Here is a 12,390-nt window from a genome sequence, read left to right as displayed (position 1 = left end):
CGAGGATGGTACGCAGCAACGTCGACAGCATGTGCCTGACGTCAGATCGGTTCGGTGTCGCCGGCCTCGCGCGCCTTCAGGCCTTGCAACTCAATCCTTCCTGACCGCGGATTCGGGCTTCCGCCGTGCGATCTCGGCGTAGGAGGTCGTTGCGCCGACCGGGATGTCCTGAAGCGCCTGCCAAACGCGTTGCTGGAAGGCCGTGCCGCGAACATCGAGAGGAAGATCCAGCCCAAGTTCCGGCGCCTCCACAAGGCCGACGACATGCGCGATCATCACTTCATAGTCCGGGTCAGCGCCGGTCAGCCGTGCTTTTGGGAAGCGGTCCTGGAGGTCGCGGACGAGCTCATCCGCGTCATCGCCCAGCAAGATGGCAGCAACCCCTTTCTTGCTCGAGGCGACGACAATCGCGCCCAGATGTGTCTGGCCGACGGCAAACTTGATTTCCTCGTTGAGGCCTCCGGCACGGTAGTGCGACGGCGTCATGCCGAGCATGCCGGTCGACTTGGCATAAAAGCGTCCACTCGAATTGAAGCCCGCATCATAGATCGCTTCAGTCACGGAGCTGCCGCGGGCGAGGCCTTCTCGGACCCTCTTGGCGCGATAAGCGACAGCGTAGTCCTTCGGCGTGAGACCGGTGGCGGCCCTGAACAGGCGATGAAAGTAGCGGGGGCTCAGGCCGAACGCTCGCGCCAGTTCCTCAAGGGATGGTTCGTCTTCGCTCGCTTCGATAAGGCGGCACGCCCTGGCGATCAGTTTCGCATTCTCGGCGTCCTTCGATGGTCCGTCCGGCTTGCAGCGCCGGCACGGCCGGAAGCCCGTCGCCTTGGCAGCCTCCAAGCTGTCATGCATCTGCACATTCCTGGGATTGGCGACACGCGATGGGCATGACGGCCGGCAATAGACCCCAGTCGTGGAAACCGAATACCAGAACTGCCCGTCGGCCGTCTTGTCCCGCGCAAGGACGCGCGCCCATCGCGGATCTTCCGCCACAGGCAGAGATTTTGGGTTCGGATTGCTGGCAGGTCTTGCGGTCATGGCGCGAATAGATTTCATGATCGAGCTTTTGATGCCACCCGCTTTCCGCGAATTCGATCTCTCCTCCCAAATGCAAGTGAGGCCGACACGGTGTGTGCCAGCCTCATTCGGCTCCTTCCAGTTCCCCGGACGCTTCGATTAGGCAGCCTTCTTGATCAGGCCAAGTTGGGTCAGCGCGGTCACGCCGTCGTCAAGGCCGATTTCCTCGACGATCTTGCCGTTGATGACCTTCAGGACAGTGGTGCCGGTGAAGTGCATCTTGCGGCCGGTTGCCGCCGGCAAGCCGCCCGCCAGGAAGTCAGCGAATGCCGGCCCCGTGTGCGTGCCGCCGCCTTCCCATTGACCGACGACGTAGTCGCCCTCGGCGATCAAGTCCGCCGTTCCCCAGAAGTTGAGATCGGGAAACGCGGCGCGGAAGTCGGTCATGAACGCCTTGATATCGTCCCGGCCGCGGCGGGGTTCGTGCAGGGAGTATTTCAGCAGCATGTCGGGGGCAGCGATTTCATCGATGACCCCGAGATTGACGTTCTTGCCCCAGAAATCGGTGAACCAGCGGCCGACAACGGCCTTGTTATTTTCTTCCTTGCTCATTGGAAAGCTCCTCTCTCGACTGAGAACCGATCACCGGTGTCGCTCAGTGATCTCCGAAAGAGGACTACGTCTGATCCGCGCCGACTAAACTCCGTTTCTTGTCCTGAAATCGAACGCGATGCTCGAGGTCTGGCGATGCTCTCGCTTGCGGCGAGGGGGGCCCCGACATCACTCCAGTTCTCGCAGCAGCCTCCGCGCTTCACCTAGCAACGTTCGGGCGTGCCTTCGCTCGGCGATCGCATGGCTCGTGAACAACCCGTACTTCTGTGCATTCTGGTTTCCTCGCGGCGCGCCCGATCCCGGTGCGCTCCCGTGTATGCGGCAGCGGGTCTTGTCGCGTCGAAATCCTCATTCTCGCTCAGCCGTGCAAGTTCTTGCTGAAATGCTTCCAGATCGTGCATGGCGGCGGCGGTTAGCGTCTCGAACGCCTCCATCTTCGCTGGGGGCTTTTGTGCCCATAGCTGATCCAGGCTGTTGGCTGCCCGGCGTCACCGCCAGCTCACTCCATCTCTCCCAGCAGCTTCCGTGCTTCATCCAGCAACGCCCGCATCTGCCTTCGCTCGGCGATCGCCTCCGTGGTGAATAGCCCATACTTCCTTGCATTCCGATTTCCCCTGGGTGCCCCGCATCCGTCCGCGCCGCCGTGCATGCGGCAGCGCGTCTTGCCCAGCACCGCCGGAGCGCGGCAAGCAGAGCCATGGCGGGTCCTGGCTCCGCAGCGCGGGGCCGCCAGCATTGGGCCTGTGTTGCGGGCGTGGTCGCGGCTCATGCAGCGGCGCCTTGCGTGGCGTCGGCCTCCTCATGCCCTCGTTCGCCAGCTTCATGCGTGGAAACCATCGCCGCATCCTTCGAGCCCGTCTCTGCAACGATCATGCTCGCATGCTGCGTCACGTTGGCGACGATCGTCTTTCCACCATCCTGGTCCGACAGGGCTTGCACGGTAATGGCGCGCTCGCCGTTGTTGCGGTAGCGGCTCAGCGCTTCGATCTGGGCCGGGAAGGTGCGCACGAGCTTGGCCAATGCGCGCGAGGCGCTGTCCTGGCTGGCTAGATCGCTGGCGCAGGCTAGGCGGTAGGCGCATCGCATCGCCGTCACGTGCACGGACACCATCTGCGCCGCCAGCATGGCTTCGATGGAGTCCCGAGGGCTTATGCTCTTCATCATCGAGATCATGAAGGCGAGATTGGCTTCATCGGGCTTTTGTCCGATCACGCTGGCCTTGACCAACTGTTTCAGAATGCCATCCAGCGCGTCACGGTCGACGGCGCCGAGCGCGTCGGCCAAGAGCCGTTCGCCGGTTTGCGGGTCGGGATGGTCGATCGCAATTCGCCGCCTGTAGAGCTTGATCCGCGGGCCCGCGGCGAGGGCGCTGCGATCGTCTGCCGCGATCGGCGCCGTCCTGGTGCGTGTCGGAGTTTTGGTCATGTCGATGGGTCCTTTGTCGGCGCAGGCCTGCGGTCGCGGCGCGGGCTTCGCCCGCCTGCCGCGCGGGTGCGATGATTGAGATGTCGGTGAGGGGATTCCACGCAACGGTGTCGAAGCGGCCATGGCCGTGGTCAGCGTGGACGCTGACGGATCGTTGCGATGATGCCATCGTGCCGGTGTTTTGCCCGACGTGTCAAATGGCGTTTTGCGGATGCGCAAGGCCTTGTTCTGACAGGCGCCGGCTACTTTGCATGGGGTCGTTTTCGCGTTTTTTGTTGGAGGCCGGCTCCCACGTGCCCGGCGGCAGAATTGCCAGGCATCACGCGCGACTGGCGTCGGCGATCCGTCAGAGCCAAAGAATCTGCTTGCGATAGCCAAGATCGTTCAACAGCGGGGCCGCCGGTCCATGGTGGAACACGGCGCCGCGCTCCAGCGCGAAGACGCGGTCGGCAAGCGCGAGCACGAGATCGAGATTGTGCTCGACGATTACGATCGACATGTGCTTGCGGAGCTGGTCGAACACTTTGAACAGCTCCAGCGTCACGGCCGGCGCGAGGCCCTCGAAGGGCTCGTCGAGCAGCAGCAGGCGGACATTGCCGGACATCGCGCGGGCAACCGCCACCATCTGCTGCTCGCCGCCGGAGAGATAGTCGGCGGCGACGTTCATGCGCTCCTTCAGGCGCGGGAAGGTGTGCAGGATCTGCTCTTCGTTCCAGACCACGCCGCCAGAGCCGTCGGTCTTGCGCGCGAGGCGGCCGAGCGCGAGGTTTTCGCGCACGGTCATGCCGGCGAACAGGCCGCGTCCTTGCGGCACGTAGCCGATGCCGCGGCGCGCGATGTCGGGCGCGGGGAGGCTCGCGATGTCGTCGCCGCGATAGATGATGCTGCCGCTTGCGGCCGGCACGAGGCCGGCGATGGTCTTCAGCAGCGTTGACTTGCCGGCGCCGTTGCGCCCGAGTAGCGCGACGATCTCGCCCTCGCGCACGTTGAGCGCGGCGTCGCTCAGGATGTGGCTCTTGCCGTAGAAGGTGTTGACGCGATCGAGGCGCAGCACGCTTTCGCGCGCGCCGGCCGCCTCGTCGCTGCGCTGATGCTCGACGGCGGGAATGCCCTTGCCGGTATAGATCTCCTGCACGCGTAGATCTGCCCGCACCGCCTTCGGGCAGTCGGACATCAGCACCTCGCCCTGGTTCATCACGGTGACAACTTGCGATAAGCCCAGCACGCGGTCGATGTCGTGCTCGACGATCAGAACGGGAATGTTGGCGGCGATGTTCTTGACGAGATTGGACACGCGCTCGCGCTCGGCGGCGGCAAGGCCGGCGAGCGGCTCGTCGAGCAGCAGCACCTGCGGCTTGGAGCCGAGCGCGATGCCGAGATCGACCAGCCGCTGCCCGCCATAGGAGAGCTCGCCGCCCTCGATCGTTTCGATGCCCTCGAGCCCGAGAAACTTGATCAGCGCGGCCGTCTCGGCGTGGATCTCCTCATAGGCATCGATATCGTTCCAGATGTTGAAGCGCATGGCGCGCCGTGCCTGCAGCGACAGGCGCAGGTTCTCGTAGATCGTGAGGCCACGGAACAGGTTGGTGATCTGGAACGAGCGCGCCAGCCCCTGGTGGCAGATCAAATTCGCCGGCACGCCGGCGATGTCGCGGCCGTTGAGGCGGATCGTGCCCTGGTCCGGCGCGTAGAGGCCGGAGACCAGGTTGAACAGCGTGGTCTTGCCGGCGCCGTTCGGTCCGATCAGCGCGTGGATCTCGCCGGCGGCGACGGTCATGCTCGCGTTCTCCACCGCGCGGATACCGCCGAACTTTCTGGAGACGCCGTTGACCTCGAGCACGGTGCCTCGTCGCGCCTCCGGCCGCAGGAAATCTGGCATCGGCAGGCCGTCATAGATCTTGCGCCGGCTCATCGCGGCGGACTCTTCCGCGGCGGGACGGAAGCGGCGCATGATCAGCGCGCCGATGCCGACGAGGCCGCCCGGCGAATACATCACGAAGGCCACGAAAGTGACGCCGAACCAGAACAGCCAGTCCGATGTCCAGATCGAGAACAGCTCGCGGAACAGGATGAAGAACAGCGCGCCGAGCGCAGGCCCGAGCAGGCTGCGCATGCCGCCGATGACCACCATCGCCAGCAGCTCGCCGGCAAACGGCACCGAGACGGCTTCGGCCGAGACGAGGTAGTTCAGGAACGCGATCAGCGCACCCGCAAGACCGGTCACGACGGCCGAGATCACGAACACCGCGAGCTTGTAGCGCTCGACCGGATAGCCCTGGAAGCTCGCGCGGAGCTGGTTCTCGCGGATCGCAACCAGCACATGGCCGAAGGGCGAGCGCACGAGACGCATCAGGACATAGAGCACGACGAGCCCGCTTCCGGCGACGACGGCGTAGTAGTTGAGCGCGCTGTCGAGGCTGATGGGACCGATGTCGCCGCGCTTCAGTCCGCCGAGCCCGTCCTCGCCGCCGGTCAGGCTGGTCCAGCGGAAGGCGGTGGTATAGACCAGCGCGGCCAGCGCGAGCGTCAGCAGCGAGAAGTACACGCCGCGCCGGCGCAGGATCAGCATGCCGATCACGGTCGATGCGATCGCGACGACGATCATCGATGAGAGCAGCGGCAGCCAGATATCGCCGGGAAAGAAGCGAAGCTGGATCAGGCCGGCGGCGTAGGCGCCGACGCCGAACCAGGTGCTGTGGCCGAACGAGACGAGTCCGGTATAGCCGATGCAGAGGTTGAGCCCCATGGTCGCGATCGCAAGCCCGACGATCCAGGTGCCGGTGTTCACGGACAGGCCGAGTGCCCTGAGCACGAAGGGCAGCGCGATGACCGCAACGGCCGCGATCAGGAGCGGCTTCAACTTCTCGGTGGCGGAGGTGCGGGTCATTCGAACTTCTCGATGCGTTCGCCGAGCAGGCCGCGCGGGCGCACCAGCAGCACCAGGAACATCAGGATGTAGATCGAGGCTTCACCTGCGGCCGGCTCGAAATGAATGGCGATGCCGCGCACCACGCCGACAAGGAGGGCGGCGATGACGACGCCCCAGAAGCTGCCGAGCCCGCCGATCACGACGACGACGAAGGCCACCGTCATGATCTCGGCGCCCATCGCTGGATGCACCGTGGTGATCGGCGCGAAGAAGGCGCCGCCGAGCGCGGCCATGCCGACGCCGAGCATGACGATCGCGGTCATGTAGGGCTGCAGGCGGATGCCGAGCGCGGCGACCATGTCCGGCCGCTGGATGCCGGCGCGCACCACGCGCCCGAACGAGGTCTTGTGCAGCAAGAGCCAGATCCCGAGCAGCACGGCGGCCACCACGCCGAGGATCAGGAGGCGATAGCGCGAGAACAGGAAATCGCCGACGACGACGGAGCCGCGGAAGCTCTGCGGGATCCCGGTCGACACGGGCGCGGCGCCCCAGATCATGCGGATCGCCTGCTCGGCGACCATCGCAAGCCCGAAGGTCACGAGCAGGCTGAGGATCGGGTCGGCCGTGTAGAAACGGCGCAGGATGAAGCGTTCAAAGAGGATGCCGAGCAGGGCGACCGCGAACGGCGAAATCACGACGGACGCGCCGAAACCGAGATGCTTCACCAGCTCGACGAAGACATAGGCGCCGAGCGCGTAGAAGGCGCCATGCGCGAGGTTGACGATGCCGCCGACGGAAAAGATCAGCGACAGCCCGAGCGCGATGAGGAGATAATAGCCTCCGAGCACGAGGCCATTCACCACCTGTTCCAGCAAGAACTCGAACTGCATGTTGCGTCCATCGCTTTGGCAAAACGGCGCCGGCGTTGGTGCCGGCGCCGCTGACGCCAATCGGCCCTGGCGCGCGCGAGCGCGTCAGGCCTTCATCTCGCAGGGGTTCTGTTCCCTGGTCGGATAGATCTGTTCCAGCGGGTCGTTCGCGGCCGGTACTGCTTCGCCCAGCACCAGCATGTCCCACTGGTCCTTCATCTGGTCCTTCGGCTTGACGGTGAAGGGATAGGCCTCCTGCACCATCTGGTGATCCCAAGAGCGGAAATAGGCTTTGCGCGCTTTCATGATGTCGAACTGCGACTGCTTCTCGAAATAGGCGATCAGCTCATTGCTGTCGGTCGACTTCGTGGTGTTGATCGCCTCCGCCAGCAGCTTGAGCGTCACATATTCGATCCAGGCGTGGTTCTCCGGCGGCTTGCCGTACTTCTTGGTGAAGGCCGCGACGAAGGCCTGCGACGCCGGATTGTTCAACGTGTGATACCAGACCGTCGGCCAGGTGCCGCTGAGATTGCCCGCGCCCGCGGCCCAGGCATCGCCGGTGTTGAGGTTGAAGCCGACCAGCGGATAGGGCAGGCCGAACTCGGCATATTGCTTGACGAGATTGGTGACCTGGTTGCCGGCGAGGTTGCAGCAGACCACGTCGGGCTTTGCCTGCCGCACCTTGAGCAGATAGGGGCTGAAGTCGGTGACGTCGGTCGCGATCAGCTCGTCGCCGATCAGGTTGGCGTCATGCGCGCCGAAGAACGCTTTCGCCGCCTTCAAAAGGTCGTGGCCGAAGATGTAGTCGGCCGTGAGCGTGAAGAAGTTCTTGCCCTTCACCATGCCCTTCTGCGACAGCGCGGTGCCGACCGCGTTGACCATCACGGTGTTGGGGATGTCGCAGTGGAAGGAATATTTGTTGCAATTCTTGCCGCGCAGCGCGTCCGACCGTGCGCCGGTCGAGAAGAACACCTTCTTGTTGCGCTCGGCGACCTGCATGATGGTGAGCGAGGAGGCCGAGGAGATCTCGCCGAGCAGCACCACCGCGCCGTCCTGCTCCAGCATGCGCTGCGCCTTGGTGGCGGCCGTCGCAGGATTGATCGAATCCTCCGAGACGAGGTCGATCTGCTTGCCGAGAACACCGCCGGACTGGTTGATCTCTTCGGCAGCGAGCTTCACGCCCAACTGCGCGTAGCCGCCGATCACGCCGAGAAAGCCGGTCAGCGGGGTCAGATGCCCGATCCGGATCTTCTCGGCCTGGGCTCTCGCGATTGCCGGAAACCCCAGTGCGGCCGCGCCTGCGAAGGCAGCGCCCGCCCGTAACAACGTCCGTCGGCGGTAGCGGATCATGTCTGTCTCCTCCCCGGTGCATCGCGTGTCTCTCTTCAAAACCGCGTATCCGATATTGTGAGAGACGTTTTTCTAATGCTGGAGGATAATCCCGAACGGCATCGCCGGTGTCAACCGGCAAAATCGCCGCTTGCGTGGGCCTTAGACTTTTTGCGTGATCGCCTTGTGCGCCGCGCCTTTGGCGCCGAACTCGGCCGACAGGCGGTTGGCCGCGGCCTGCACGACCTGCGCGCTCGCGTGCAGCGCCTGGTTGGAGAGCCGCCAGATCGGACCGGAAATGCCGAGCGCGCCGATCACCTGGCCGGTGAAATCGGTCACGGGCACGGCGACGCAGCGCACTTCCGGATTGAACTCGCCATCGTCGAACGCAACGCCGGTGCGCTGAACCTCGGCGATCTCGCGCATCAGCACGCCGGCATCGGTGATGGATTTTGGCGTCGACGGCTTGAGCTCCGCACGGTCGAGAAACCGCTTGAGCTGGTCGGGCCGGAGCGAGGCGAGGATGATCTTGCCGAGCGCGGTGCAATGAGCCGGCCGCACCACGCCGACGCGGTCGGTCAGTTGAAATGCGCCGGGACCGCTGGTGCGGGCGATGACGACCACGGCATCGCCCATGCGCACGGCAAAATGGCTGCTTTCGCTGGTCTGGCGCGACAGCTCCTCCAGCACGGGCGTCGCGACATTGACCATCTCGATCTCATCGAGCGCGGATGCCGCGAGCGCAAACAGCGGACGGCCGATGCGGTAGCGCTTGTTGTCTTTCTCCTGGCGGAGATAGCCGAGCGAGACCAGCGTCTTCGCAAGGTGGAAGGTGGTCGAATTGTGCAGGCCGACGAGCTTGCTCAATTCCGCAAGCCCAATTCCTTCGCGGTGACGCGCCACCTCTTCGAGGATCGAGAAGGCGCGGCCAAGCGACTGGACACCGCCGCCCCGCTGTTTGTCGTCGGCCTCGTCGTCGCCATCGACCTGGGGTGCGGGAACCAGCTTGGCAATCGCAGCCTTGCGCGGGCTCGCAGGCTTCTCGCTGGTACTGGGCTTGGTGCGCGATCTCAAGGAAAAGGCCCCCTCTGGCAAATCCGTTATGACTCGGTGCTCGACAGTAGCATGCAACCACGCAAGCGTCGGAGCAGAACCCGCGCTTCCTCCAGGAAGAGCCTATCACAATATAAATTGACGTACAGCATTATGAGAAATAGGGTGCTCGCGGCCCAGTGATGACCGGCCGCGTTCTCCGCATCGGTACATAAGAAGTCGTCGGGCCGAGAGGGAGACCGGTTGATGTCGCGAAACATGCTCAATGGCGCCGAGGTCATTGTCGATTATCTGATCCAGGAGAAGGTGCCGCAGGTGTTCGGGCTGTGCGGCCACGGCAACATCCAGTTCATCGACGCGCTGTACGCGCGCTCCTCCGAGATCAAGACGATCTCCGTGCATCACGAGAGCGTCGCCGGCTTCATGGCCGATGTCTACTACCGCGTCTCGGGCAAGCCGACCGCGACCTTCACGTCGTGCGGACCAGGCTCGGCCAATCTGCCGATCTCGCTCGCCAACGCCTTTCTCGACTCCGTGCCGTTCATGGCGATTACCGGCAATGTGCCGACCAGCCAGTTCAATCGCGGAGCGTTCCAGGAGATGTACCGGCACTACCAGGCCGACTTTCCTTCCACCGTGCGCTCGATCTGCAAGAAGGTATTTCAGCCGACGCGCGGCGAGATGGTGCCGCTCGCGGTGCGACAGGCCTGGAAGACCATGATCACGGGACGTCCGGGCCCTGTCGTTGTGGACGTGCCCTTCGACGTGTTCATGGAGTCGGCTGCCGAAGAGGCGCCGAAGGCGATCGAGTGGAACGCCAACATCTCGAGCCGCTGCGGTGCCGACCCTGATGGCGTCGAGAAAGCGGTCGACATGCTGCTCTCGGCGGAACGGCCGGTGATGCTGGTCGGGCAGGGCGTGCGCTATGGCGGTGCCGCCGACGAGCTGCGTAGGCTCGCCGAGCGGCTTCAGATTCCGGTCGCTGCCTCTGCCAGCGGTCTCGGCGCGCTCGACGTCAACCATCCCCTGGCACTTGGCCTCGTCGCGCGCGCCGGGCATTACCAAGCCAATCACGCGACACGTCAGGCCGACGTGCTGCTCGCGCTCGGCGTCCGTTTCGACGACCGCACTTCGAGCTCATGGATTCCTGGCTATTCCTTCACGATCCCGCCGACGAAACTGATCCATGTCGACATCGATCCCGAGGAGATCGGCCGCAACTATCCCGTCGCGCTCGGATTGATGGCCGATGTTCGCACTTTCCTGCGTCAGGTTCATGCCGAGCTCGATCGCCGCGACAACCTCTCCAGGAAATCCGATGCGCGCAAGAAATGGCTGGCGCAGATCGATGGATATCGCAACGAGTGGGACAAGTTCGTCGCGCCCGGATTCTCCGACGACACCACGCCGATCAATCCGCAGCGCGCGGCCGCCGAGATCGACAAGGCGCTGCCGGAGGATGCGATCCTCGTGTCCGACATTGGCGTGCACCACAACTGGCTGCTCGGCTTCTGCAAGCCGAAGCGGCCGGATTCGCTGATCGGCTCGACGGGCTTCGGCCCGATGGGCTTTGGCGTCGCCGGCGTGATGGGCGCAAAATTCGCGGCCCCCGATCGTCCCTGCGTTTCGGTGTGCGGCGACGGTGCCTTCTTCATGCACGCCAACGTGCTGGGCACGGCGGTCGAGTACAATCTGCCAGTGGTCTGGGTGGTCTGGAACAATTACGCCTACGCTTCGATCCGAGGTCTCCAGCGCGGCTATCTCGGCGGACGCGAGCTTGCGACCGACTTCAGGCATCCCGAGACGGGAGAGCGCTACAATCCCGATTTCGCCGCAATGGCGCGCTCCTGCGGCGTCGAGGGCGTGCGGGTCGATCGCCCGGGCGACCTCGGCGAAGCGATCCGCAAGGGCATCGCTGCCAACAAGCCGTATCTGATCGACGTCGACATCGCTGCTGACGTCAATCCGGCCGGTGCCGGCGTCTGGGAGTTGCCGGGACTGGGCCAGAGCAAGGCCGGCATCGGCACGCGCTATCAGCCGGGCTGATCACGCAGCTCGCAGATCTGCAATCAACGAGATATCGGGGAGATGGGAATGACGCTCGCAGGCAAGAAGGTCGTCGTGATCGGCGGCTCCTCAGGCATCGGTCTTGCGACGGCAGAGCTTGCCAAGACGCTAGGCGCGGAGGTCATCATCGCCTCGCGCAGTGCCGCGAAGCTTGATCCCGTCGCGGAGCGGTTGAAGGTGACGGCGATCCCGGCCGATGTCACCAGCGACCAAAGCGTTGCCGAGCTGTTTCGCCGCACCGGCGCCGTCGACCACGTCGTCCTGACGGCGGCGCAGCTTCGCACCGGGCCGTTCAAGACGGTTGCGATGGAGGACGTGCGCGCCACGATGGAAGGCAAGTTCTGGGGTGCCTGGCGCGTGGCGCGCGAGGCCATGATCCGGCCCGGCGGCTCGCTCACGTTGGTTACCGGTTTCCTCAGCGTCCGGCCGCGGCCGAACTCGGCGATCATCAGCGCTGCGAACGGAGCGCTGGAATCGCTTGCGCGAGCCCTGGCGCTCGAGCTTGCACCGGTGCGCGTCAACGCCGTGTCACCTGGCGTGATCGACACGCCCATCCGGGCCGCGATGCCGGAACAGGCACGGCGCGATATGCTGGCCAAGACCGCTGCTGCACTGCCGGTCGGCCGGGTCGGCATGGCCGGGGACATTGCCCAGCAGATCGCAGGCTTCATGGCTAACGGTTTTGCGACCGGCTCGATCGTCTACATCGACGGCGGCGCGCTGGTGAATTGAGACGCGCGAAAGGAGCACGATCATGGCCGACGAAAGCAACGGCGCCTTCATCCGCAACATTGCCGAGGTGCCTTGGCGCGAATTCCCGAACCATTTCGGCGGCGCGTTGTCAAAGCCGCTGGTGATGCCGGAAACCGCAGGCTCGCGCCGCATCGATTATCGCATCTCGATGTATCAGCCGATGGCCTATGTGGCGCGGCATCATCACAAGGTGCAGGAGCAGGTCTATCACGTGCTCGAAGGTGAGGGGCTGATGGAGATCGCGGGCAAGAACCATGTGGTGCGCAAGCACGACGTGATCTTCCTGCCGCCCGGCGTCGAGCATGCGATCTCGAATTCGGGCCTGACCGACCTCGTGTTCCTGGTGGTCACCTCGCCGGTGACGGACAACGAGAAGCCGGTCTGAGCGATGCCACG

Annotated in this window: 11 protein-coding genes; 3 read left to right on the top strand and 8 right to left on the bottom strand. The window is 64.5% G+C overall.

Translation table 11 applies throughout. The features are described 5' to 3' along the window. Positions 1-90: 90 nt before the first annotated feature. From MTR72_RS04815 to MTR72_RS04780, 8 genes are all read right to left on the bottom strand, one after another. Positions 91-1,038 (bottom strand): bifunctional transcriptional activator/DNA repair enzyme AdaA, encoded by a 948-nt coding sequence (locus MTR72_RS04815; protein ID WP_280971407.1) that lies wholly within the window; start codon positions 1,036-1,038, stop codon positions 91-93. 138 nt (positions 1,039-1,176) lie between these two features. Continuing rightward, positions 1,177-1,629 (bottom strand): ester cyclase, encoded by a 453-nt coding sequence (locus MTR72_RS04810; RefSeq protein ID WP_280965286.1) that lies wholly within the window; start codon positions 1,627-1,629, stop codon positions 1,177-1,179. Positions 1,630-2,128: 499 nt separating this feature from the next. Continuing rightward, a complete protein-coding gene (locus MTR72_RS04805) occupies positions 2,129-2,365 on the bottom strand; it encodes an HGGxSTG domain-containing protein (protein WP_280971043.1) in 237 nt (78 codons plus the stop codon). Between the two features lie 29 nt (positions 2,366-2,394). Further along, positions 2,395-3,054 (bottom strand): hypothetical protein, encoded by a 660-nt coding sequence (locus MTR72_RS04800; protein WP_280965284.1) that lies wholly within the window; start codon positions 3,052-3,054, stop codon positions 2,395-2,397. Between the two features lie 346 nt (positions 3,055-3,400). Next, positions 3,401-5,941: a branched-chain amino acid ABC transporter ATP-binding protein/permease gene (locus MTR72_RS04795; RefSeq protein ID WP_280965283.1), complete on the bottom strand. Its 2,541-nt coding sequence runs from the start codon at positions 5,939-5,941 to the stop codon at positions 3,401-3,403. Further along, on the bottom strand, positions 5,938-6,813 hold the full coding sequence (locus tag MTR72_RS04790) for a branched-chain amino acid ABC transporter permease (protein ID WP_280965282.1): 876 nt from the start codon (positions 6,811-6,813) through the stop codon (positions 5,938-5,940). The genes MTR72_RS04795 and MTR72_RS04790 overlap by 4 nt, the downstream gene beginning before the upstream one ends. Positions 6,814-6,897: 84 nt before the next feature. Then, positions 6,898-8,142 (bottom strand): ABC transporter substrate-binding protein, encoded by a 1,245-nt coding sequence (locus MTR72_RS04785; RefSeq protein ID WP_341510136.1) that lies wholly within the window; start codon positions 8,140-8,142, stop codon positions 6,898-6,900. A 141-nt stretch (positions 8,143-8,283) separates the two neighbouring features. Continuing rightward, a complete protein-coding gene (locus MTR72_RS04780; protein ID WP_280965280.1) occupies positions 8,284-9,195 on the bottom strand; it encodes an IclR family transcriptional regulator in 912 nt (303 codons plus the stop codon). Positions 9,196-9,420: 225 nt separating this feature from the next. Here MTR72_RS04780 and MTR72_RS04775 point away from each other — a divergent pair, with 225 nt between their 5' ends. From MTR72_RS04775 to MTR72_RS04765, 3 genes are read left to right on the top strand one after another with little or no spacing between them, the layout of a single operon-like run. Continuing rightward, positions 9,421-11,220, top strand: a complete 1,800-nt coding sequence (locus MTR72_RS04775; protein ID WP_280965279.1) for a thiamine pyrophosphate-binding protein — start codon at positions 9,421-9,423, stop codon at positions 11,218-11,220. 48 nt (positions 11,221-11,268) lie between these two features. Beyond that, positions 11,269-11,973 carry an SDR family oxidoreductase gene (locus MTR72_RS04770; RefSeq protein ID WP_280965278.1) on the top strand — a complete coding sequence of 235 codons (705 nt, stop codon included), beginning with the start codon at positions 11,269-11,271 and terminating at the stop codon, positions 11,971-11,973. 22 nt (positions 11,974-11,995) lie between these two features. Then, positions 11,996-12,379: a cupin domain-containing protein gene (locus MTR72_RS04765; RefSeq protein WP_280965277.1), complete on the top strand. Its 384-nt coding sequence runs from the start codon at positions 11,996-11,998 to the stop codon at positions 12,377-12,379. Positions 12,380-12,390: the final 11 nt, after the last annotated feature.

Origin of the sequence: Bradyrhizobium sp. ISRA442, assembly GCF_038085055.1 — a bacterium.
GTDB lineage: Bacteria > Pseudomonadota > Alphaproteobacteria > Rhizobiales > Xanthobacteraceae > Bradyrhizobium.
The sequence above is the reverse complement of the archived record's forward strand: the minus strand, read 5'-3'. Positions and strand labels throughout refer to the sequence as shown.